This window comes from Streptomyces sp. NPDC007875 (assembly GCF_042868035.1).
Taxonomy (GTDB): domain Bacteria; phylum Actinomycetota; class Actinomycetes; order Streptomycetales; family Streptomycetaceae; genus Streptomyces; species Streptomyces antimycoticus.
Genome location: NZ_JBIADZ010000028.1, coordinates 30,347 through 51,874 on the forward strand (window position 1 = coordinate 30,347; position 21,528 = coordinate 51,874).

Here is a 21,528-nt window from a genome sequence, read left to right on the forward strand (position 1 = left end):
TTCCTGCGGTTTTTGCTGATACATCCGGGAACTCGCTCCACGGTTCGCCCGACTTCTAGAGCGAGGCCGTCGCTCGGCGGCCGGTCTGCCAGAGGGAGGGGTGTATGACCGACGACGCTCTTGGTGCGGATCAGCCCGGGGACGTACCTGAGCGGCCGGCGGATCCACCCGAAGTCCACGACCACTGGCTCCTGGTGGCCGTGGCGGGCGCGCTGGCGTTCGTGGCGATGCTCGACATGAACATCGTCAACGTGGCGCTCGCGGACATCTCCCGGGGCCTGCGGGTGCCGGCAGCGACAGCCCAGTGGGCGGTACTGGGCTACCAACTGCCTGTCGTCGCCCTCCTGTTGCCCGTCGGACGCTGGCTCGACGCCGTGGGCACCCGCCCCGCGCTGCTGGCCGCGACCGGCGGCTTCGCGCTGTGCAGCGCGCTTGCCGCCGCGTCCCCCTGGGCCGCCTGGCTGATCGCCGCCCGGATCGGGCAGGGCGCCTGTGGCGCGGTGCTGTTCGTGTTGATGCCGGTGCTGGCGATCCGCTCCGTGCGGCCCGAGCTGCGCGGGCGGGCGATGAGCGTGCCCGCGACCCTCGGCCCCCTGGGCGCCGTCACCGGACCGGCGGTCGGCGGTCTGCTCCTGGACCATCTGGGCTGGCGCTGGATCTTCCTGGTCAAGATCCCGTTCTGTCTGCTGGCGCTGGCCGTGGTGTGGCGCGCAATGCCCGGGGACGGCCGCCTGCGCGGCGCGGACCGGCGCTTCCTCGCCGACACCGCCCTGACAGCCACTGGAGTAACGATCCTGCTGCTGTCCCTGACCCTGGCCTCCGATACCCCCGCCTGGCTGCCGCTCGCCCTCGTCGCCGCCCCGCCGCTGTGGTGGTGGCTGCGGGGTCCGGGCGGCCGGCCGGTGGCCGGTGTGCTGCGGGCGGCGGGGCTGCTGCGGGCGCATGGCGCGGTGCTGGCGCTGGCGGTGGGTTTCGCCGCCATGCACTACGTGGTCGCCCTGCACCTCCAGCGCGACGAGGACGTCAGCGCGAGCGTCACCGGCCTGACGGTGCTCGCCTTCCCCCTCGGCATGGGGCTGGCGGGCCCGCTCGGCGGACGGCTCGCCGACCGGTACGGGGCCCGGCCCCTCGCGGTCACCGGCGCCGCGCTCACCGCCGTCGGCCTGCTGCTGCTCGCCCCGCTGGGCGACGGCTGGTCCCCTCCAGACGTGGCCTGGCGGCTCGCCCTCGCCGGACTCGGCATGGGCCTGAACGGCGGCCCTGCCCAGGCCCTGGTCATGGGCGCCGCCCCGCCGGGCCGCGCCGCCACGGTCGGCTCGACCGTCCAACTCGCCCGCAGCCTCGGCTTCACGCTCGGACCGGCCCTGGCCACGGCGGCCTGGGGGCTGGCGGGTCCGGACGACGGCGTCCGGGCGGGTCTGGCCCTCGCCGCCCTCGCCGCCTGCTCCGCCGTACCGCTGCTCGCCCGGCCCGCCCGCGGTCCCGCGAACCTCACCGAGAAGACCACCGACGCGGCGCCCGCCGCACCCCGCTGAGCCACCGCCTCACCGTCACCGAGGAGTCGTCGTCATGTGCGGAATCACCGGCTGGGTGTCCTTCCACCAGGACCCCCGCACTCAGGCCCCGGTCATCGAGGCCATGACCGCCACCCTGACCCCGCGCGGTCCCGACGCGGGCGGAGTCTGGCTCGGCCGGCGCGCCGCGATCGGCCACCGCCGCCTGGCCGTCATCGACATCGCCGGTGGCGTCCAGCCGATGACCGACCGGCCCGATGCCCCGACGACCGTGCTCACCTACAGCGGCGAGATCTACAACCACCACGAACTCCGCGCACAACTGAAGGGCCTGGGGCACGAGTTCCGCACCCGCAGCGACACCGAGGTGGTGCTGCGCGCCCACGCCGAGTGGGGTGAGGAGGTCGCCGACCACCTGGAGGGCATGTTCGCGTTCGCCGTCTGGGACGAGCGGGCGCAGCGGCTGCTCCTGGTCCGCGACCGGCTCGGCGTCAAGCCCCTGTTCTGGGCGGCCGTGGACGGCGGTCTGGCCTTCGCCTCCGAACCCAAGGCGCTCTTCGCCCACCCGGAGATACGGCCCCGGGTGGACGCGGACGGGCTGCGCGAGGCGTACAGCCTGCTGTTCAACACCGGTCCGACGGTGTGGTCCGGCGTGCGGGAGGTCGAGCCCGGCGGTCTGCTCCTCCTGGACCGGGACGGCATCCGCGAGCGCCGCTACTGGCGGCTGGAGGCCGACGCCCACCCGGACGACCGGGACGCCACCGTCACCCGCGTGCACGACCTGGTGAGCACCGCCGCTCGCGCTCAGTTGGAGGCCGACGTCCCCTTGTGCTCCCTGCTGTCGGGCGGCATCGACTCCACCGTCCTGACCTCCCTGCTCGCCGACGAACTGCGCCTGCGCGAGGGCCCGGGCGCCCGGATCCGCTCCTGCGCCGTCGACTACAGCGACCAGGCCGAGAGCTTCACCGGTGATGTTCTGCGCACCGGCCACGACACCCCGTACGCCACGGAAGCGGGCGCGTTCATCGGCACCGACCACAGCACGGTGGTGCTGGACCCGCGTGCCCTGCTCGACCCCGAACACCGCAAGGCCGTGGTCGTGGCCCGCGACGCGCCGATCGGCGTCGGCGACATGGACACCTCGCTCTACCTCCTCTTCGGGGAGATCCGTAAGCAGTCCACCGTCGCCCTGTCCGGCGAGGCCGCCGACGAGGTCTTCGGCGGCTACCCCTGGTTCCACAACCCCGAGGCGCTGGCCGCCGGCACCTTTCCCTGGCTGCTGGTGACCGGCGACGAGGCCGCGATGCCGCTGAACCCCGAATTGGACCTGCGCATCGGCGAGTTCCGTGACGACACCTATCGCACCGCCCTGGCCGCCGTACCGCACCTCGACGGCGAGACCCCCACCGAGCACCGGCAGCGCGAGATGCAGCACCTCTCGCTCACCCGCTGGCTGCGTCAACTCCTGCACCGCAAGGACCGGTTGAGCATGGCACAGGGCCTGGAGGTCCGCGTCCCCTACTGCGATCACCGGCTCGTCGAGTACGCCTTCACCACCCCCTGGACCCTGAAGAACTTCGACGGCCGGGAGAAGAGCCTGCTGCGCGCGGCGGGCACCGGACTGGCCCCCGACTCGGTGCTGCACCGCCCCAAGAACCACTACCCGGCCACCCATCATCCCGACTACAACCGCGGTCTGCAGTACATGGCCCGCGACGCCCTCGCCGACGACACCGTCCGCTCCCTCGCCGACGAGACCCGCCTCAAACCCTGCCTCGACATTCCGCCCGGCCAACTGGAGTGGGGCCACCGCCTCCGCCTCGAACGCGTCGTCGACCTCGCCCTGTGGCTGGACCACTACCAGCCCGAACTCGCCCTTTGAGGAGCCCCTGCCATGACCCTCCAGGAATCCGAGACGGCCCCCGAGGCCCTGCCCGAGCCCGTGCCGCTGATGGGCTGCCCCTACAAGAGCAACCCGTACCCCCTCTACGAGCGGATGCGCGAGACCGGCCCGGTGCACCGTGTCCGCTTTCCCAGCGGCGTGCACGCCTGGCTCATCACCGGCTACGACGCCGCGCACTCCGCGCTGGGCGACGACCGCCTCGGCAAGAACCACGACCGGGGCAACGACCGCTGGCGCGCCCGCGCATCGATCATGCCCGAGCCTCAGCACTCCCAGCTCCAGGTCCACCTCCTCCACCAGGACCCGCCGGCCCACACCCGCATGCGGCGCTTCGTCACCGAGGCCTTCAGCCCGCGCCGTATCGAGCACCTGAGGCCCCGCTTCCAGGAACTGGCCGACGCCCTCGTCGACGCCCTCCCGGAAACCGGCCCCGCGGACCTTGTCACCGGCTTCGCCGCCCGCTTCCCCTTCCAGGTCCTCGCCGAAGTCATCGGCCTGCCACCCGAGTTGGCGGCCCGCTTCGACCGCGACTGGGGCAAGGTCGTCCAGCCGGTCGGACCGACCGACCCCGGACGCCCGCTGTACGAGGCCCGTCTGCACGGGCTCCAGAGCTACATATCCGAGATCGTCGCCCACAAGCGCGAACGCGGGGAGGACGATCTGCTCAGCCGCCTGGTCGTGGCCCGTGACTGCCGCGAACTCTCCCATCAGGAGCTGGACTCGATGATCTTCCAGCTCCTGGTGGCGGGCCAGGAACCGGTCACCAACCAGATCACCACCGCCCTGATCGCCCTCTTCCGCCACCCCGCCGAACTCGTCCGGGTGCGCGACGACCCGGAGCTGATGCCCCGCGCCGTCGACGAACTCCTCCGCTACGACAGCGCCTTCGAGCTGACCACCTGGCGCTTCTTCGATCAGGACAGCGACCTGCACGGCACGGACGTCCCGGCCGGGGACTCGGTGATCATCTCCCTGTGCGCCGCCAACCGCGACCCGCGGCGCTTCCCCGACCCCGACACCCTGGACCTGGACCGCTCACCCAACCCCCACCTGGCCTTCGGCCACGGCATCCACTTCTGCCCCGGCGCGGCCCTGGCCCGCGCCGAACTCCAGATCGCGTTGGGCACCCTCCTGGCCCGCCTCCCCGGACTGCACCTGGCCATCGAAGACGAGGACATCGAGTGGATCCCGGCCGTCCTCGGCCGGGGGACCAACCACCTGCCCGTCGGCTACGACCGACGCGTCTGACCCGACGCCGTTCGATCGCAGTCTCCCCCCATCTGGCTCACGGGGCCGGTCCCGCGTGCCATCCGCGTGCGGACCGCCCGGGCCGCCCGCCCGCACTCCATCCGCCGGCGCCCGGCGCGCCACGCCGAGGCGCCATGCGGCCATGCCCGCATGCCCGCGTCGCGCACACCTTCACGGAGGAACCCACCTCATGCCGCTGACGACCGCACCGGACACCCGCTCCACGAGCAGCATGAGCGCCGCCGTCCTGGACCTGTTGCTGCCGTACCACCGCACGACCGACCCCTCGCCCGCGGCGGCTGAGGCGTTCGCGCACCAGCTGCGTCAGATCGCCGGGTTCGTGCGCGCCGGAGAACCCGTGGTCTTCACCCTGCCCGGCTTCCCCTGCAAGTCCCCGAACTCCGCCAAGGTCCTCGGCTACCTCCCCGACCAGGGCGAACGCCTCTCCCTCGGCTTTCTGAACACCCTGTGCGAGGAGATCGAGCGGGTCCACCCGCCGGGCGCCCGCGTGATCATCTGCTCCGACGGCCATGTCTTCGGCGACCTGATCCGCGTCCCGGACGACCGCATAGACGCCTACGCGGACGGACTCAGACGGCTCATAAGGGAGTCGGACCTGCACCGCCTCTCCGTCTTCGACCTGCGCGACGTCCTGGGCGACCTGCCCCACGACACCAAGCGCGCCCAGGTGCACGAGCGGTACGCCCCCACCCTGGAGGCGCTGCGAGCGGAGGTCCGCTCCGAGGACCACACCCTCGCCCTGTACCGGGGCATCACCCGGTTCCTCGTCGACGACACCGCCGACTTCACCGGCACGCGCTCCGCCCTCCAACGCGAATGCCGCACCCGGGCCTACGGCGTCATCCAGCGCAGCCGAGCCTGGGGCGACCTGATCGCCGAGCACCACCCGGGCTCCGTACGGCTGTCCATCCACCCCCAGCCCATCGGCGCCCCAAAATTCGGCGTCCGCCTCCTCGACGCCGCCGACGTCTGGACCACCCCCTGGCACTCGGCCGCCCTGCACCGCGCCGACGGCACCTGGACTCTCATGCCCCGCGCCCGTGCGGAGCAGCTCGGCCGTCTCGTCCACCGTGACGGCAGTCCGAGCCACTATGAACAGGGCTGAGCAGGTCACACGTGCGCCAGGCGAGCCTGGTGCCGTGACGCGCATCACGGCAAGGCGTCGGAACTCGGGTGCCGGTCGTCCCGACTCCTTTACCGGTACGGCCGGATCCGCTGACGCCGTACGGAGTGATCGGGAGTTTCCTCATATGGCGCAGCCCCGCCTCTCTGCCCGCCGGACGCCGGGTGTGTTCCTGTCCAAGTCACTGCCCCCGCCGGCGCTGTGCGGATTCCTTCTGCTGCTGGTCATGGTGTTCGCCGTTTCCTACGCCGTCGGCGCGGGCGCCGGGCCCGTTGCCCCCGGTATGCACGGCACCAGCACGACAGGCGGCGGCTCGGGAGACGGCCAAAGCGGTGGCGGCATGGACATGGGCGACATGGACCAGGGGAGTGGACGCTGATGGCCGGCGAACCGGCAGCGGTGGCCGTCGTGACCGACCTCGCCATCGGCGGCATGACATGCGCGGCCTGTGTGAAGCGTGTCGAGAAGAAGCTCGCCGGGCTGGACGGGGTCACGGCCGGCGTGAACCTCGCCACCGGCCGGGCACGGGTGAACCACCCGCCCGAGGTCGGCCCGGACCAGCTGATCGCCACCGTCGAGCAGGCCGGCTACACCGCCGCGCTGCCCGAGCCACTGGGGAAGGAACGGCGCGAGGACGAGGACGAAGCGGAGGACGTCCGGCAGGAGCGCGACCGGCTGGTGACCACGGCCTTGCTCGCGGTCCCGGTGCTGGTCCTGTCGATGATTCCCGGTCTGCAGTTCCGCAACTGGCAGTGGCTGTGCTTCGTGCTCGCCGCGCCCGTCGCCGTCTGGGGAGCCTGGCCCTTCCACCTGCGAGCGGCGCGCGGACTGCGACACTCGGCGGCCACCATGGACACCCTGGTCTCGCTGGGTGTCGCGGCCTCCTTCGCCTGGTCCTCCTACGCGCTGTTCTTCGGCGGGGCCGGCGATCCCGGCATGCGGATGCCCTTCAGCCTGGTGCCCACCGCCTCGGACGGCGTCGCCCCTATCTATCTGGAAGCCGCCGTCGGCGTACCGCTGTTCGTCCTCGCCGGCCGCTTCCTGGAAACCAGGGCCCGGCGGGGGACCGGCACGGCACTGCGCGCCCTGGCCCGGCTGGCGGCCAAGGAGGTGTCGGTACGCGATGGCGACGGCGAACGTCTGGTCCCGATCGAGGAACTGCGGGTCGGTCAGGTCTTCGTCGCCCGGCCGGGGGAGCGTCTGGCCACCGATGGCACGGTGGTGGAGGGCAGCTCGGCCGTCGATCTCTCCCTGGTCACCGGGGAGAGCGAGCCGGTGGAAGTCGGCCCCGGTACGCCCGTGATCGGCGGTGCCGTCAACGCCGGAGGGCTGCTCTTCGTACGGGCCACCGCGGTGGGTGCCGATACACAACTGTCCCGGATCACCCGGCTGGTGACCGAGGCCCAGGCGGGCAAGGCACGGGCGCAGCGGCTCGCGGACAAGGCCGCGGGCGTCTTCGTCCCGGTCGTGCTCACCCTGGCCGTCACGGTCCTGGGATTCTGGCTCGGGGCTGGCGCCGAGCCGCAGGCCGCGATCACCGCGAGCGTGGCCGTCCTGGTCGTGGCGTGCCCCTGCGCGCTGGGCCTGGCGACCCCCACCGCGCTGATGGCGGCGACCGGCCGGGGCGCCCAACTGGGCGTCCTGGTCAGCGGGGCGCAGGCGCTGGAGGGGCTGCGGCACCTCGACGCCGTCGTCCTGGACAAGACCGGCACCCTCACCTCCGGGCACATGAGCGTCGCCCGGGTCACCGCCGTGCCGGACGGACTCGGCGAGGAGGAACTGGTCCGGCTGGCGGGCGCGGTCGAAGGGGGGTCGGAACACCCGCTGGGGCGTGCCATCGCCGCCTATGCCCGGCGCACCGATCCCGGAGAGCCTCTTCCGGCCGTGGCCGACTTCGTCGCGCTGCCGGGCAAGGGCGTGCGCGGGCGGGTGGCGGGCCGGCTGATCGAGGTCCTGGCCCCGGACGACGCGTTGCCCCCCGCCCTCGCCCAAGCGCTGTCGGCTTCCGAGACCGCCGCCCGCACACCGGTCGTGGTCCGCGTCGACGGCGGGACCAAGGCACTGATCGAGGTCGGAGACGTGCTGCGACCGGGAAGCTACCGGGCCGTGGAGCGGCTCCGCCGCCTGGGCGTGCGACCGGTGCTCGCCACCGGCGATCGCGAGGCGCCGGCCCGCGCCGTCGCCGCCGACCTCCGCATCGAGGAGGTGCACGCCCGTTGCACCCCGGAGGGCAAGGCCGCCCTCGTCCGCGAGCTGCGGGGGCAGGGCTACCGGGTCGCCGTCGTCGGTGACGGTGTCAACGACGCGGCCGCCCTGGCCGGCGCCGACCTCGGCATCGCCATGGGCACGGGCACGGATGTGGCGATCGGGGCGGCCGACGTGACGCTGGTACGCGGTGACATCGAGACCCTGGCGGACGCGGTCCGCCTCGCCCGCAGTGCGCTGGGCACGATCCGCGTCAATCTGCTCTGGGCGTTCGGCTACAACGTCGCGACCGTACCGCTGGCCATGGTCGGCCTGCTCAACCCCATGCTGGCCGCGGCCGCGATGTCGGTCAGCTCGCTGCTCGTGGTCGGCAACAGCCTGCGCCTGCGCGCCTGGCAGCCGTCGCCGACCGGCGGACGTCGTCCCTCCCCGCCCGCCGCGCCCGCCGCCCGGAAGCCACTGTGACGCCCCTGTACGCCGCTGGTGGACTGCCCGCCCGCAGCTGCGACCCGACACCGAGGTGGAGACCCGCTCGATGACGCCCCCCTCCTGGACGCCCACCCGCCGCCGCCTCACGGACTCCCTGCCCGCCGCGGCCGCTCCGATCTGCGCCTGTGTCCTCGCCCTGGGCGGCCTCGTCACGTGGACCGCCTCGGGCAACGCGGGCAGGCCCCCGCGTATCGGCGTCACCGACGCACAGCTCTTCCTGCCCGCCCCGGGAGTGCCCCGGACCGCCGCGTTCTTCCGCGTCACCAACACGGGCGGGGTGCAGGACCGGTTGGTCGAGGTGACCTCCTCCGCGGTCGCCGAGGGGATCTCGCTCAGCCGCCACCGGATGACCGGGCGGGGAGCCGCCTCCCGGCAACTCGCGGACTCCTTGCCCGTTCCGGCGGGCGGCACGCTCGACATGTCACCGTTCACCAGCGATGTGACCGTCCCGGCCGCGGCTCGCTGGCGGGCCGGAGACCTGGTGCCCTTCACCCTCCGCTTCGAACACAGCGGACGTGTCGAGGCCAACGCCGTCGTCGTGCGCCCCGGCGATGGGGGATCACGCCCGGGCGGACCTGCCGGTCGTGCTGGTCGGCCGGCTGCGCTCGGACCGCGTGGTGCTCCGCACCGGGCCCCCGCTCCGGCCCGAAGGGCGGACGGCCCCGCCGCCACGGTGGCGTCCTGACCTTCAACAAGCCGGACACCTGGCACGAACCCGAGATCACCACGGTCACGGACACCACCCGCTACGGCGAGGCCAACGCCAGAGCCTGGGACCGGATGCACCCCGACTCACCCACCGTGGCCCCTGGCTGGAACACGCCGAGGAGTGCCCGTCCTGCACGGCACGTTGCTGCGGCTCGAAGTCGAGCGGCTGCCCGGCAACCGTGCCCCCAAGCCCGTCTGGCTATGGTGCTCGGTCACCGCCCCCACGCCGGCGGACCTGGGCCGCTGGTGGCAGTCCTTCCTCCGCAGATTCGATCTTGAGTACCCTCGCCCGCCCGCTCGCCGAGGACCTGCGCCGCCCCTGGGGGAGGCCCTTGGACCCCCGGCGCCTCCAGCGGCCGTGTGCAACTGCTCCAGGCCCGCCGGGCTGAAGTCGGTGGCCAGTACGGTGAAGGCCCCGCGGGCGAAGTAGAGCGCATCACGACCGTGGCCGGCACGGCTCCAGCACCTCGCGGGCACCGGCGGCCCGGAAGACCGCGGCGGCGTGGACGGCCGGCTCCGACGGCTCCTCGCCGTACACGCCGGGATGCTCGCCGTAGGTCTGCTGCCAGTGCTCACGCTGGACCTCGGCCAGCTCGCGCTCGGACTCCGACATGCTGACGTCCTTCCGGCCGCACCGGCAGCCTGCGGAGTGGTGAACGAGTAAACGCTGAAGCCCCGTCGTCAGGGATGCTGCGCCGAGGTGAGACGCTCGCCCAGTGTGGCGGCGAACTCTTCCGCTCGCGCCAGTTGGGTCCGCAGGTCCGCCACCCGCTGCCGCGTGGCCTCCTGGAAGCCGCGTACTCGCTCCAGCAGATCCTCCCGCTCATCGGGTGGCAGCTCGGCGTCGGAGTCGAGGCGGTCGGTGGCCTCCAGCAGGTCGCGCATCTGATCCAGGGTGAAGCCGAGCGGTTTCATGCGGCGGATGACCATCAGGCGGGCGACATCGGCCTCGGTGTAGAGGCGGAAGCCGCCCCGGGAACGAGCCGAGGGGACCACGAGGCCGGTCTCCTCGTAGTGCCGGATGGTGCGCAAGGACAGTTCGGTCCGCGCGGCGACTTCGCCGATCTGCATGTGCTTGCCGTCCACGCTCGTGACCCTTTGGCTCTTCTCATCCCCGGCCCGGGTCCCCTCGCGGCCCGGCTGATCTCTACCCTAACGTTAGGGTAGAGTTGCTGGTGGCGAGGGCGACGTATTTGCTGCCCTGCCGTTGCCGTGTCGGGGCCGACGTCGCCCCCGGCGAAGTTCCGACTCTTGCAGGAGAACCGCGTGCGCGAGCCCATGACGCCCGGCGCCGCGGTCTGCCCGCCGTGACGCCTCGCCCCTGGACGTGAGCCCGGCCGCACCCGCGCCTTCGCTCCGCCCCCTCTGTCGACTTCCGGCCCACCTCTTCACAGGGCCGCCCGCGGGGCGCCGGCCCGGCACTCCGCGCCGTTCCCGCACGCTCTGGCCCTTGCCGAAAGGGCTGTGCCCGAGTGCAAGGTTCATGTTTCCTTTGTCTGGTTCCGCTGTGTCCCCAGCCGCGCGCCTGCGCGGCCTGAAGCCCGATTGGCTGAACGATCCGAAGGTCTGGCGCACCGAAGTCCTGGGCGGCCTGGTGGTCGCGCTCGCGCTGATCCCCGAGGCGATCTCGTTCTCGATCATCGCCGGGGTCGATCCGGCCATCGGCCTGTTCGCCTCCTTCACTATGGCCGTCACCATCTCGATCGTCGGCGGTCGCCGGGCGATGATCTCCGCCGCGACCGGCGCTGTCGCGCTCGTGACCGCGCCGATGAACCGTGAACACGGCCTGGGCTACCTGGTCGCCACCGTGATCCTGGCCGGTGTCTTCCAGGTGGCGCTGGGCGCGCTGGGGGTGGCGAAGCTGATGCGGTTCGTCCCCCGCTCGGTGATGGTCGGCTTCGTCAACGCCCTCGCCATCCTGATCTTCATGGCCCAGGTCCCCGAGATGACCGATGTGCCATGGGCCGTCTACCCGCTGATCGCGGCCGGGCTGGTGCTGATGGTGTTCTTCCCGAAGGTCACCACCGTGATCCCCGCGCCCTTGGTGTCGATCGTGATCCTCACCGTTGTCACGGTCGCGGCCGGGGTCGCGGTGCCCACTGTCGGGGACAAGGGCGAGCTGCCGTCCTCCCTGCCGGTTCCCGGCCTGCCCGATGTGCCGTTCACCCTGGACACGCTGACCACCATCGCGCCGTACGCCTTCGCGATGGCGCTGGTCGGCCTGATGGAGTCGCTGATGACGGCCAAGCTGGTGGACGAGATCACCGACACCCGCTCCAGCAAGACCCGTGAGTCCATCGGTCAGGGCATCGCCAATATCGTCACCGGCTTCTTCGGTGGCATGGGCGGCTGCGCCATGATCGGCCAGACGATGATCAACGTGAAGGTCTCCGGTGCCCGCACCCGTCTGTCGACGTTCCTGGCGGGCACGTTCCTGATGGTGCTGTGCATCGTCTTCGGCCCGGTCGTCTCGGACATTCCCATGGGCGCCCTGGTCGCCGTCATGGTCATGGTGTCGTTCGCGACCTTCGACTGGCACTCCATTGCCCCGAAGACGCTCAAGCGGATGCCCGCCGGGGAGATCACCGTCATGGCAATCACCGTCGTGGTCGTCGTGGCCACTCATAACCTGGCCATCGGTGTTGTCGTCGGCTCGGTCACCGCGATGGTCGTCTTCGCCAAGCGCGTCGCCCACCTCGCCCAGGTCACCGCCGTCATGGACCCCGACCACGCCACCGTGGTCTACCGGGTCACCGGCGAGCTGTTCTTCGCCTCCTCCAACGATCTCGTCGGCCAGTTCGACTACACAACCGACCCCGACAAGGTCGTCATCGACCTGTCCGCCGCCCATATCTGGGACGCCTCCTCCGTCGCCGCCCTCGACGCGATCGAGACCAAGTACGCCCAGCGGGGCAAGACCGTCCAGATCACCGGCCTGAACGAGCCCAGCGCTCACCTCCACGGCAAGCTCAGTGGGGAACTCACACCCGGCCGCTGACCCCAACGATCCCACCCCGAAAGGCTGCCTCGGCAGGACAGCGGCTCAGGCAGCCACTGCGGCGCGATCGCGATACGGGCGACGTCCGGCAGCTGTGAGGTGATCCTTTTCCCCTGCAGGGCGAAGAGGATGGTGATCGTGCACAGCAGCCCGTAGAGGGCGAACGGGAAGATCTTCGGCAGGACGTCGTTCTCGTACCGCTCGTGGCCGAGCTTGGTCTCGCCTCTGCGGCGGGTGAGGAACCTGGCGAGCGGCCGGATGCCGAGGAAGATGACGCCGAGCCGGCCAGGCGGCAGGTCGACGTAGAACCGCTCAGCAGGCCGAACGCGATGACCTCGAAGACTGAGTTCACGGCGACCGTAAACGGCCGCGCCCGCACACACAGGGACTGATTCGCTGACGATGCGCTCTCCGGTGGCCGGAGGACACTCCCCGGCCGGAGACTGGAGGTGGTGGGGCGTCGGGGCGCCGTGGGGCGTGCGAGGCAGAAGGAGGATGGTCGTGTGTCCGAGACTCCGCACATCGTGAGTGATGTGATGACCCGGACGGTGGTGGCTGTCGGGCGTGATGCGCCGTTCAAGGAGATGGTGCAGACGCTGGGGCAGTGGCATGTGAGCGCCATGCCGGTGCTGGAGGGTGAGGGGCGTGTCATCGGCGTCGTCTCCGAGGCCGATCTGCTTCCCAAGGAGGAACTCCGGGACAGCGACCCGGACCGCTTCGAGCAGCTGCGGCGCCTGCCTGACCTCGCCAAAGCGGGGGCGGTGACGGCGGAGGAGCTGATGAGTTCCCCGGCGGTGAGCGTGCACACGGACGCCACGTTGGCCGAGGCGGCGCGGATCATGGCCGTCAGAGGGGTCAAGCGGCTTCCCGTGGTCGATGCCGAGGGGATGTTGCTGGGAATTGTCAGCCGGGGCGATCTGCTGAAAGTCTTCCTTCGCCCGGACGAGGACATCGAGGAGGAGGTCCGCCGCACGGTGGTGGCCTATCTCTTTCCTGGCGACAGCGGCATCCATGTCCGAGTGGATGAGGGAGTTGTCACGCTCAGCGGGCAGCTCCGCGATACCGCGCCGATCCCCGTGGCCGCGCGCCTCGCCCGGGCCGTGGAGGGCGTGGTGGATGTCGAGTGCCATTTCCGGGGCGTCGGACGGGGGGAGACGGCGGGCACCCCCTGAAGGAGGTGCTCCTGATCGTGTGGGCGTGGCTATGGCTCGATGTCCAGTACATCGTGGACCGGCCGCCGAGGGGTCTGGGTGCCGGGAGGGCCGTACCCCAGCCGCAGCACCATCTGCACATACGCGTTGCCCGCCATCGGGTCGCGGAGCGGCCAGCGCAGGTCGTGCCATTCGAGGGCCTGGGTGATGAACGAGGTCGAGAGGCCCTCGAGGGTGGCGCGCAGCAGGACCCGTTCCAACGCCTGGCCGGTCCGCAGCCAGTCCAGGGGCCGGTCGCGTGAGGTGCTCAGCAACGCCAGGTGGGGGGCGGTTTCGAAATCGACGGTCGGCCGACCGGGGATCGGTTTGCCGCCGGCGAAGTCACGCATGGGGGCCTTGCCGATGCGGCGGCGGGGCCCGAAGGCGTATTCCGGGACCCCTTCGGTGGCCGGCCGCGTATCGTCCGCCCTGCGGGTGAAGCGGGCCAGGTCCGCTGCGGCGCCGGCATCGGTGAGGTTGCGGGCCTCGGCCTCCAGCGCCAGGTCCATAACGGACTGCAGATGCCAGCCGGAGGCGAAGGACAGCGAAACGTACTCCCGGTGTGCGGCCTCGGCGAGGGCGGTCCGCACCGCATCGGGCAGCGGCGTCTCGGCGAAGGGGTACCGGCTGGTGTGCCGGGTGTGCACGGCGGGATACAAGGCGGCCGGATCGTCCTCGTCGCCGAGCGGGCCGGTCAGTGTCACGGAGGCCAGCAGCATCGGGTCGCTGGGGTCGGGCAGCACCCGGGTGGTCGCCTGCCAGCCCTCGTGTGCGACCGCGACCCGCAGGTTCATCAGGGCGGCGCCACAGCCGATGTGCAGGGCCCGGAGTACGGGGTCGCTGTGCGGCAGAGCGCCCCGGAGGTCGGCCCGCAGATGGAAGACGCGGTTGCGCCGGGAGTACTGGAATCGCCAGGGCTGGGCGTTGTGCATCGACGGGGCGGCCGTGGCGTCCTGCACCAGAGCCATGACCACCGCTTCGGAGAGCGATCGAGTGGTCCTGCGCGCTGCTGTTCCTGTTCCTCGATGGCCGGTCTCCTCCGGGTGTCCTTCCGGCCCGTGCTCGATGTGGTGAATGTGTGCGTCCGGTCCGGGGAACACAAGAGTGACCTGGTCCGAGTCTGACCACCGCACGTCATAGGGAGGTGTTCCGTCGTCATGGCGGAGTCCGACGATCTCACCGTCCCGTTGGGTGGCACCGGTGGTGGGGCTTTCGACAATCAGTTGGTCGCCGACTTGGGCACGCATCGACATCCCGCCTCTCTGTCTCACCTCCAACGTGCCACGGTTGGCGAGCGGTGTCCTGGGACGGCCAGCCCTTGAGCCAGGGCCGGATGGCCCCGTCGGGGGCCGTGCGGCCGGGAGAGGGAGCCATGAGGCTCATCCGGCGGCGGCGACGAGCTGGCAGGCTCGATAAGGAAACACCGGCCGGACCCCGCCGCGAGTCTCCGAAAGGAGTCGGGACATGCACCACAGAACGGTCGGAGAGCTCATGACGCGTCCGGTGGTCCAGGCACCACGCGAATTGCCATTCAAGGAACTCGTGGGGCTCCTCACTGAGTACGACGTCACAGCCGTGCCGGTCGTGGACGGTTCCGGACGCCCGATCGGCGTGGTGTCCGAGGCCGATCTGCTGCGCAAGTCGTCTGGTCAGACCGACCCGTCCGGTCGGCTGCCCCTCCCGCAGCTGGAGGCGTGGGAGCGCGCGAAGGCGGAGGGCGCGAGGGCGGAGGAGCTGATGTCGGCACCCGCCGTGTGCGCGCGTCCGGAGTGGACGGTCGTCGAGGCGGCTCGCGTGATGTCGGCCCGGAACATCAAGCGGCTTCCCGTGGTGGACGAGACCGACCAGCTGCTCGGCATTATCAGCCGTGGCGATCTGCTGCGGGTCTTCCTGCGCCACGACGACGCGATCCGCGACGAGATCGAAAGGGATCTGCTGCGTCGGACCCTGCGCCTGGCTCCCTCGGCCGTGACGGTCGAGGTGCGGGAGGGTGAGGTCACGCTGGACGGATCGGTCGAGGCCAGGAGCCTGGTCCCGGTCATCGTGCGGCTGTGCCGGGGCGTGGACGGGGTGGTCTCGGTCACCGAGCACATCGCCTACGGAACCGATGACACGGAGGGTTCCGCCACCGCGGCCTGAGATGCCTCGGACAGGCGGTGGGGATGCCGCATGTCCGAGGCCGCGGGACGGGCGCCTCAGGCAGGCCACCCCCACGCCGCCGCATGTGTCCGGGCGCGGGGCATCGCACCGCTGCCCTTGATATCGCGCTCCGCGGCACCCAGCAGTTGGTCACCCAGATCGTGCAGCGCCCGCCCGGCCGCCAGCTCGTCGCCGATCTCGGGCACGTCGTCATCCTCGGGATTGCATCGGGCGGTCCCGTGACCGGTGAGCGAGGTGTCCCTGGTGTCGAGCACGACGCGTGCCTTCGTCGTTCCGTCGTCCTCGAAGAGGTAAAGGCGGACTTTCCATTCCACTGTGTGCGACATCGTCTACTCCTCGGCAGAAGATGATGGTCGGCTACGGCATCGCTCAGCGAGACCTCCCGGACCACTGGGGCTCCAGCAGGTCCCATTCGGCGCCCCACCGCGCGTATTTCCGGCGGTCCAGGACATGGACAAGGCCGACGCGTGCCTTGGTGACCGCGGCGAGGACCGCGCCGGCGGTGGCGCATCCGGTGCCCCAGCCGGTCGCCGCCGCGGTGGCGGGCCGCATTGGCGCTTCGGTGACGGTCCCCTCGCGGTCCACCCAGATCCGCACGATGGCGCCTTGGGGAGTGCCGGTGGCCACGCGGGCGGCGCCCGTCCGCTTCGACCCGTCCCGATCCGTCCAGCTGACCTGGGCCCACTGCCGGGCGGCAGCAGTCCCCTCGCTGTCCGCGGTCAGGCGCGCCGTCACCTGGTGCCGTTCCGCCGCCTGGACGCGGGCCGTGTGCATCTCAGATATGTACGCGGCCCATCCGGCACCCAGCGAGGCAGTCGGCAGGCCGATCAGCAGGACGAACAGCAGCAGGATGGAGAGCCGGAACCGCAACCGGTCGCAGGGGCGCAACAAGGGGTTTACGGCACTCGACAGACGCACATAGGCACGCAGACCGAGTCCTCTCGTACCGGGGCAGCCGTGTGAGTTCATGTCGCGCCTCCGGAACTCGTTCGGCTGAGCTCCTTCCTCTCCACGGTCGGGTGCGGGTGAACCCGATCACAGGGCCGAAGGGCCCATACATGTAGCTGAATCACCCTGTTCCCGTGAAACACGGTATTCCATAATTAATGAGGCTTTTTGGTATATGGGGGTACTCCTCGGGGGCGAGGTCCTCTCACGAGACGGAGCAACACCATGGAACAAGTTGTCGCCGTGGGTCTCGACGGCTCGGCCGAGAGCCTTGCCGCCGCTCGCTGGGCTGCCGACGAGGCGGAGCGCCGCGAGCTGGGGCTGCGGCTGCTACATGCCTGGATTCTCCTGTCCCCGCAGCCGGCCGACAGCCCCGGGGAGGACGAGCAGGACTATTGGGCGAAGCGGATCGTGCACGAAGCGCATGCGGAACTCAGCCGACGCCACCCGGATCTGCGTATCGAGGAAGAGCTGGTCGCAGAGGAGGCCGAGAAGGCCCTGCTCGACGCGGCGGCGCGGTCCCGGATGCTCGTGCTCGGCTCTCGCGGGCTGGAGCGGGTGGCGAGCTTTTTCTTCGGCGACATCAGCTTGTATGTCGTGGCCCGGGCCGAGCGGCCCGTGGTCCTGGTGCGCGCGGGCGGGGAAGAGGAGCGGGAAAGGGCGTCCGATGTCCGTGATCGGCCTGTGGTGGTCGGGTTGAGTCTGCACGGGCCTCAGGACAACCTCCTCGAATTCGCTTATGTCACCGCCTTCACCCGAGGGGTACCGCTGCTGGCTGTCCACGGCAGGAGCCTGCCGGCCCAGGCACATGGCCCGTGGGGGGTGGAGTCCCAAATCGCTCAGGACATCGCCGCGAACGCGCAGCGGGAAATGGACGAGGTGCTGCGTCCGTGGCGCGAGAAGTTTCCCCGGGTACGCGTCATCGACCAAGTCCGACTCGAGAGTCCGCCCCGGGCCGTCGTGCATGCGGCCGGGGACAGCGGGCTGGTGATGATCGGCCGGCGGAAGCACCCGCCCGCTCTGGCGCCCCGACTCGGCCCGGTGGCGCAGGCGGCCGTGCACCACGCACCCTGCCCGATCGCTGTGGTCCCCCACGAATGACGCCGGGCAGACACCGGAAGGACGGTTCATGGTCTGGGAGACGATCCGGAAGGACACCGCACCGTCGTACGTCACGCCGAACCTCACCGACTACGACCGGGCCCGCGCCGAGTTCTCCTGGTCGCGGGCGGGCGCCGCGCTGGCTGGACTCCCCTGCGGCGGCCTGAACATCGCCCACGAGGCGGTGGACCGGCATGCCCGCTCCGACGGTGGGGAAAGGAGCGCGCTGCGCTGTGTCGCCCGGGACGGCACCGTCCGCACCGTCACCTACGCCGACCTGGCCCGGCGCACTGCCCGCTTCGCCAACGTCCTGCGCTCGCTGGGCCTGGGCCGGGGCGACCGGGTGTTCACACTGCTCGGCCGCTGCCCCGAGCTGTACACCGCGGTGCTGGGCACCCTGAAGAACACCAGCGTCCTCTGCCCGCTGTTCTCCGCCTTCGGTCCCGACCCGGTGGAACAGCGGCTCAGGCTCGGCGATGCGCGGGTCCTGGTGACCACCGCGGCGCTCTACCGGCGCAAGGTGGCCGAACGCCGTGCGTCCCTGGCGGGACTGGACCATGTGCTGATCGTCGGTCCCGGTGGTGAGGACCTGCCGGGCACTCTCGGTTTCGACGAGCTGATGGACCAAGCTCCGGAAGAGTTCACGATCCCGGCGACCTCACCGGAGGACATGGCACTGTTGCACTTCACCAGTGGCACCACCGGCACTCCCAAGGGCGCGGTACACGTCCACGAGGCGGTGGTCGCCCACCACGCCACCGCCGCCTACGCGCTCGATCTGCACCCTGAGGACGTCTACTGGTGCACCGCCGACCCTGGGTGGGTCACCGGCATGTCGTACGGCATCATCGCCCCGCTCGTCCACGGTGTGACGCTCGTCGTCGACGAGGGCGAGTACGACACCAGGCGCTGGTACCGAATCCTCGAGGAGCAGCGGGTGAGCGTCTGGTACACCGCGCCCACGGCGCTGCGCATGCTGATGCGGGCCACGCCTAGGCGAGGCTCTCACGACCTGCCGGCTTCCTACGACCTGTCCCGTCTGCGGTTCATCGCCTCGGTCGGTGAGCCACTGAACCCCGAGGCGGTGGTCTGGGGCCGGGATGTGCTGGGCCTTCCGGTTCATGACAACTGGTGGCAGACCGAAACCGGCTGCATCATGATCGCGAACTTCGCGTCCTGTGACATCCGCCCCGGCTCGATGGGACGCCCGCTGCCGGGTGTCGAGGCGGCGGTCCTGAAGTGCGGGGAGGACGGCCGGGCGCTGGTGACCGACGGCCAGGTGAGCGTGGAGGATCGCCCGGGGGCCGAGGGAGAGCTGGCGCTGCGCCCTGGCTGGCCGTCCATGTTCCGCGGCTATCTGCACGACAAGGAGCGTTACCGGGCCGCGTTCGCCGACGGCTGGTATCTCACGGGCGACCTGGTCAGCCGGGACGCGGACGGCTGGTTCTGGTTCGTGGGCCGTGCCGACGACGTGATCAAGTCCGCGGGACATCTGATCGGGCCGTTCGAGGTGGAGAGCGCGCTCATGGAGCATCACGCGGTCGTCGAGGCCGGAGTGATCGGACGGCCGGATCCTGTCGCCGGGAACGTTGTCAAGGCGTTCGTGTCGCTGCGTCCCGGCATCGGGCCCAGCCCAGATCTCGAGCGCGATCTGCTGGCCTTCGCACGTCGGCGACTGGGTCCGGCGGTAGCGCCCCGCGAGATCGGCTTCGACCAGAACCTGCCCAAGACCCGCAGTGGCAAGGTGATGCGCCGAGTGCTGCGCGCCCGGGAACTCGGCCTGCCCACCGGCGACCTGTCCACTCTGGAGGGATCAGCATGAGCCCGGCCCGCGAGACCCGGACGCGCAAGACCGCGAAGCCCACCGAGTCGCCGAAGACAGCGAAGACCCCCAGGACATCGAAGAGCGTGCGCAAGAGCGACGAAGGGTCTTCCGCTGGCCGGCCCGGGGCCGCACACCGCCGCGACCTGTTGCACGCCATGCTGCGCATCCGCCGTTTCGAGGAGCGGTGCGTCGAGCTGTACAGCGCCGCGAAGATCCGGGGCTTCGTCCACCTCTACATCGGGGAGGAGGCCGTTGCAGTCGGCATCAACGAGGCGCTGACCCCGGACGACGCGGTGGTCTCCACGTATCGTGAGCACGGCCACGCACTCGCCCGTGGTATTCCGGCCGAAGCTGTCATGGCCGAGATGTACGGCAGGACGGCCGGGTGCAGCGGGGGCCGTGGCGGGTCCATGCACCTCTTCGACGCCAGCCGCCGGTTCTACGGCGGGAACGCCATCGTCGCCGGCGGGATTCCGCTGGCCGCCGGGCTCGCGCTGGCCGACCGGATGCGCGGACAGCCCCGCGTCACCTGCTGCTTCTTCGGCGACGGCGCCTTCGCGGAGGGCGAGTTCCATGAGACCGCGAACCTCGCCGCGCTGTGGAACCTGCCGCTGCTGCTGGTCTGTGAGAACAACCGGTATGCCATGGGCACGGCCCTGGAGCGTCATGAGGCACAGACCGACCTGGCCCTGCGCGCCGCCTCGTACGGCATGGTCTCCTGGGCCGTGGACGGCATGGACGCCGAGGCCGTCGAGTCCGCGGCCTGCCGGGCCGCCGAGGGGATCCGGGCAGGCGCCGGACCGCACTTCCTCGAACTGCGTACCTACCGGTTCCGGGCGCACTCGATGTACGACCCGGACCGTTACCGCGACAAGGCCGAGATCGAGCAGTGGAAGGGGCGGGACCCCATCGAGCGGCTCACGGACCGGATGCGCGAGCGCGGCGAACTGGACGGCAAGGCGCTGGCCGCGTTGGAACGTCGGGTTGGTGGAGAAGTGGAACACGCGGTCGAAGCGGCCGAACGGGCGCCGGAGGAGCCGGTCGAGAGCCTGCTGCGCCATGTCACCAGCGCGCCGGTGGGGGAGGTGAGCTGACGCCGTGGGAACCAGCCGGACGGATGAGCGGAAGACCACCTACCGGGAAGCGCTGCGCGAGGCCCTTCGCGAAGCCATACGCTCCGACGACCGCGTGTTCCTGATGGGAGAGGACGTGGGACGGTACGGCGGCTGCTTCGGCGTCAGCCTCGGGCTGCTGGAGGAGTTCGGTCCGGAGCGGGTCCGCGACACCCCGCTGTCGGAGTCCGCGTTCGTCGGCGCGGGCATCGGCGCCGCCCTGGCCGGGATGCGGCCGATCGTCGAGATCATGACCGTGAATTTCAGCCTGCTCGCCCTCGACCAGATCCTGAACAACGCCGCCACCCTGCTGCACATGTCGGGCGGTCAGCTGCCTGTTCCCCTGGTGATCCGCATGACGACGGGTGCGGGCCGCCAGCTCGCGGCGCAGCACTCGCACAGCCTTGAGGGCTGGTACGCCCATATTCCCGGCATCCGGGTGATCGCCCCGGCGACCCTCGAGGACGCTCGCCACATGCTGGCCCCTGCCCTGGCCGACCCCGATCCGGTCCTGATCTTCGAGCATGGCGTTCTCTACAACGCCTCGGGCGAGCTGGGTCCGCCTGCCGCGTCGGTGGACCTGGACCACGCGGCGGTCCGCAGGCCCGGCACCGACATCTCCCTGATCACCTATGGCGGCTCACTGCCCAAGGTGCTCATGGCGGCCGACGAACTGGCCGTCGAAGGCATCAGTGCCGAGGTCGTCGACCTGCGCACACTGCGGCCACTCGACGGCGAGACCATCGCCGCCTCGGTGGCCAGCACGCATCATGCCGTGGTCGTCGACGAAGCCTGGCGCACCGGCAGTCTGGCCGCCGAGGTGTCCGCACGGATCGCCGAGGGTTCGTTCTACGAACTGGACGCGCCCGTCGAGCGGGTGTGCAGCGCCGAGTGCCCCATGCCCTATGCCCGGCGGCTGGAGGAGGCCGCGTTGCCGCAGGCGGCCGATGTCGTGGCCGCCGCCCACCGGGCGGTGGACTGAC

Annotated in this window: 18 protein-coding genes and 4 pseudogenes; 15 read left to right on the forward strand and 7 right to left on the reverse strand. The window is 71.0% G+C overall.

What is annotated here, in order from left to right; all coding sequences use genetic code 11:
* Nucleotides 1-104: 104 nt before the first annotated feature.
* The 8 genes and pseudogenes from ACFYOY_RS38895 to ACFYOY_RS38930 form a co-directional block, all read left to right on the forward strand.
* A complete protein-coding gene (locus ACFYOY_RS38895; protein WP_388592343.1) occupies nt 105-1,535 on the forward strand; it encodes an MFS transporter in 1,431 nt (476 codons plus the stop codon).
* A gap of 34 nt (nt 1,536-1,569) precedes the next feature.
* On the forward strand, nt 1,570-3,396 hold the full coding sequence (gene asnB, locus ACFYOY_RS38900) for an asparagine synthase (glutamine-hydrolyzing) (protein ID WP_388592345.1): 1,827 nt from the start codon (nt 1,570-1,572) through the stop codon (nt 3,394-3,396).
* Between the two features lie 12 nt (nt 3,397-3,408).
* A complete protein-coding gene (locus ACFYOY_RS38905) occupies nt 3,409-4,665 on the forward strand; it encodes a cytochrome P450 (protein ID WP_351903448.1) in 1,257 nt (418 codons plus the stop codon).
* 190 nt (nt 4,666-4,855) lie between these two features.
* Complete coding sequence (locus ACFYOY_RS38910; RefSeq protein WP_388592348.1) at nt 4,856-5,791, forward strand: L-tyrosine/L-tryptophan isonitrile synthase family protein; 936 nt, start codon at nt 4,856-4,858, stop codon at nt 5,789-5,791.
* A 145-nt stretch (nt 5,792-5,936) separates the two neighbouring features.
* A complete protein-coding gene (locus ACFYOY_RS38915; RefSeq protein WP_351903454.1) occupies nt 5,937-6,188 on the forward strand; it encodes a hypothetical protein in 252 nt (83 codons plus the stop codon).
* On the forward strand, nt 6,188-8,479 hold the full coding sequence (locus ACFYOY_RS38920) for a heavy metal translocating P-type ATPase (RefSeq protein ID WP_388592352.1): 2,292 nt from the start codon (nt 6,188-6,190) through the stop codon (nt 8,477-8,479). Before ACFYOY_RS38915 ends, ACFYOY_RS38920 begins: the two co-directional genes overlap by 1 nt.
* Nucleotides 8,480-8,549: 70 nt before the next feature.
* Nucleotides 8,550-9,053 (forward strand): annotated as a pseudogene (locus ACFYOY_RS38925) (copper chaperone PCu(A)C); the annotation flags it as partial.
* A 10-nt stretch (nt 9,054-9,063) separates the two neighbouring features.
* Nucleotides 9,064-9,561 (forward strand): annotated as a pseudogene (locus ACFYOY_RS38930) (transposase); the annotation flags it as partial.
* Nucleotides 9,562-9,647: 86 nt separating this feature from the next.
* Here ACFYOY_RS38930 and ACFYOY_RS38935 read toward each other — a convergent pair.
* The gene (locus ACFYOY_RS38935; RefSeq protein ID WP_351903459.1) at nt 9,648-9,824 is read right to left on the reverse strand and encodes a hypothetical protein; all 177 of its coding nucleotides are present in this window, start codon (nt 9,822-9,824) and stop codon (nt 9,648-9,650) included.
* Between the two features lie 68 nt (nt 9,825-9,892).
* Nucleotides 9,893-10,297, reverse strand: a complete 405-nt coding sequence (locus ACFYOY_RS38940) for a MerR family transcriptional regulator (RefSeq protein ID WP_351903462.1) — start codon at nt 10,295-10,297, stop codon at nt 9,893-9,895.
* A 397-nt stretch (nt 10,298-10,694) separates the two neighbouring features.
* Between ACFYOY_RS38940 and ACFYOY_RS38945 the strand changes: the two genes are divergently transcribed.
* Nucleotides 10,695-12,209, forward strand: coding sequence for a SulP family inorganic anion transporter (locus ACFYOY_RS38945; protein ID WP_388592355.1), 1,515 nt, complete (start codon nt 10,695-10,697; stop codon nt 12,207-12,209).
* A gap of 65 nt (nt 12,210-12,274) precedes the next feature.
* On the opposite strand, the pseudogene ACFYOY_RS38950 reads toward ACFYOY_RS38945, so the two are convergent.
* Nucleotides 12,275-12,567: pseudogene (locus ACFYOY_RS38950) on the reverse strand (arsenic resistance protein); the annotation flags it as partial.
* 145 nt (nt 12,568-12,712) lie between these two features.
* On the opposite strand from ACFYOY_RS38950, the gene ACFYOY_RS38955 reads away from it, so the two are divergent.
* Nucleotides 12,713-13,381, forward strand: a complete 669-nt coding sequence (locus ACFYOY_RS38955; protein ID WP_351903468.1) for a CBS domain-containing protein — start codon at nt 12,713-12,715, stop codon at nt 13,379-13,381.
* A 29-nt stretch (nt 13,382-13,410) separates the two neighbouring features.
* Here the strand turns inward: ACFYOY_RS38955 and ACFYOY_RS38960 are convergent, their stop codons facing one another.
* Nucleotides 13,411-14,367: an Acg family FMN-binding oxidoreductase gene (locus ACFYOY_RS38960; RefSeq protein ID WP_388592434.1), complete on the reverse strand. Its 957-nt coding sequence runs from the start codon at nt 14,365-14,367 to the stop codon at nt 13,411-13,413.
* Nucleotides 14,368-14,484: 117 nt separating this feature from the next.
* Nucleotides 14,485-14,652 (reverse strand): annotated as a pseudogene (locus ACFYOY_RS38965) (DUF1918 domain-containing protein); the annotation flags it as partial.
* A 211-nt stretch (nt 14,653-14,863) separates the two neighbouring features.
* Here ACFYOY_RS38965 and ACFYOY_RS38970 point away from each other — a divergent pair.
* Entirely contained in the window at nt 14,864-15,538 is a 675-nt protein-coding gene (locus ACFYOY_RS38970) for a CBS domain-containing protein (protein ID WP_351903474.1), read from the forward strand.
* Between the two features lie 56 nt (nt 15,539-15,594).
* On the opposite strand, the gene ACFYOY_RS38975 is transcribed toward ACFYOY_RS38970, so the two are convergent.
* A complete protein-coding gene (locus ACFYOY_RS38975; protein ID WP_351903477.1) occupies nt 15,595-15,885 on the reverse strand; it encodes a DUF1876 domain-containing protein in 291 nt (96 codons plus the stop codon).
* 43 nt (nt 15,886-15,928) lie between these two features.
* Nucleotides 15,929-16,528 carry a hypothetical protein gene (locus ACFYOY_RS38980; RefSeq protein ID WP_388592358.1) on the reverse strand — a complete coding sequence of 200 codons (600 nt, stop codon included), beginning with the start codon at nt 16,526-16,528 and terminating at the stop codon, nt 15,929-15,931.
* A 204-nt stretch (nt 16,529-16,732) separates the two neighbouring features.
* On the opposite strand from ACFYOY_RS38980, the gene ACFYOY_RS38985 reads away from it, so the two are divergent.
* The 4 genes from ACFYOY_RS38985 to ACFYOY_RS39000 are packed head-to-tail and all read left to right on the forward strand — an operon-like array spanning nt 16,733 to nt 21,527.
* Entirely contained in the window at nt 16,733-17,608 is an 876-nt protein-coding gene (locus ACFYOY_RS38985; RefSeq protein WP_388592361.1) for a universal stress protein, read from the forward strand.
* A 28-nt stretch (nt 17,609-17,636) separates the two neighbouring features.
* Nucleotides 17,637-19,430: an acetate--CoA ligase gene (gene acsA / locus ACFYOY_RS38990; protein ID WP_388592363.1), complete on the forward strand. Its 1,794-nt coding sequence runs from the start codon at nt 17,637-17,639 to the stop codon at nt 19,428-19,430.
* Nucleotides 19,427-20,527, forward strand: a complete 1,101-nt coding sequence (gene pdhA / locus ACFYOY_RS38995) for a pyruvate dehydrogenase (acetyl-transferring) E1 component subunit alpha (RefSeq protein WP_351903489.1) — start codon at nt 19,427-19,429, stop codon at nt 20,525-20,527. The genes acsA and pdhA overlap by 4 nt, the downstream gene beginning before the upstream one ends.
* Before the next feature lie 4 nt (nt 20,528-20,531).
* Complete coding sequence (locus ACFYOY_RS39000) at nt 20,532-21,527, forward strand: alpha-ketoacid dehydrogenase subunit beta (protein ID WP_388592366.1); 996 nt, start codon at nt 20,532-20,534, stop codon at nt 21,525-21,527.
* Nucleotide 21,528 lies beyond the last annotated feature (1 nt).

What these genes read in the sequence shown, in the direction of transcription:
- ACFYOY_RS38895 (WP_388592343.1), top strand. Translation starts at nt 105, where the DNA reads ATGACCGACGACGCTCTTGGTGCGGATCAGCCCGGGGACGTACCTGAG.
- asnB (WP_388592345.1), top strand. Translation starts at nt 1,570, where the DNA reads ATGTGCGGAATCACCGGCTGGGTGTCCTTCCACCAGGACCCCCGCACT.
- ACFYOY_RS38905 (WP_351903448.1), top strand. Translation starts at nt 3,409, where the DNA reads ATGACCCTCCAGGAATCCGAGACGGCCCCCGAGGCCCTGCCCGAGCCC.
- ACFYOY_RS38910 (WP_388592348.1), top strand. Translation starts at nt 4,856, where the DNA reads ATGCCGCTGACGACCGCACCGGACACCCGCTCCACGAGCAGCATGAGC.
- ACFYOY_RS38915 (WP_351903454.1), top strand. Translation starts at nt 5,937, where the DNA reads ATGGCGCAGCCCCGCCTCTCTGCCCGCCGGACGCCGGGTGTGTTCCTG.
- ACFYOY_RS38920 (WP_388592352.1), top strand. Translation starts at nt 6,188, where the DNA reads ATGGCCGGCGAACCGGCAGCGGTGGCCGTCGTGACCGACCTCGCCATC.
- ACFYOY_RS38935 (WP_351903459.1), bottom strand. Translation starts at nt 9,824, where the DNA reads ATGTCGGAGTCCGAGCGCGAGCTGGCCGAGGTCCAGCGTGAGCACTGG.
- ACFYOY_RS38945 (WP_388592355.1), top strand. Translation starts at nt 10,695, where the DNA reads ATGTTTCCTTTGTCTGGTTCCGCTGTGTCCCCAGCCGCGCGCCTGCGC.
- ACFYOY_RS38960 (WP_388592434.1), bottom strand. Translation starts at nt 14,367, where the DNA reads ATGGCTCTGGTGCAGGACGCCACGGCCGCCCCGTCGATGCACAACGCC.
- ACFYOY_RS38970 (WP_351903474.1), top strand. Translation starts at nt 14,864, where the DNA reads ATGCACCACAGAACGGTCGGAGAGCTCATGACGCGTCCGGTGGTCCAG.
- ACFYOY_RS38975 (WP_351903477.1), bottom strand. Translation starts at nt 15,885, where the DNA reads ATGTCGCACACAGTGGAATGGAAAGTCCGCCTTTACCTCTTCGAGGAC.
- ACFYOY_RS38980 (WP_388592358.1), bottom strand. Translation starts at nt 16,528, where the DNA reads ATGAACTCACACGGCTGCCCCGGTACGAGAGGACTCGGTCTGCGTGCC.
- ACFYOY_RS38985 (WP_388592361.1), top strand. Translation starts at nt 16,733, where the DNA reads ATGGAACAAGTTGTCGCCGTGGGTCTCGACGGCTCGGCCGAGAGCCTT.
- acsA (WP_388592363.1), top strand. Translation starts at nt 17,637, where the DNA reads ATGGTCTGGGAGACGATCCGGAAGGACACCGCACCGTCGTACGTCACG.
- pdhA (WP_351903489.1), top strand. Translation starts at nt 19,427, where the DNA reads ATGAGCCCGGCCCGCGAGACCCGGACGCGCAAGACCGCGAAGCCCACC.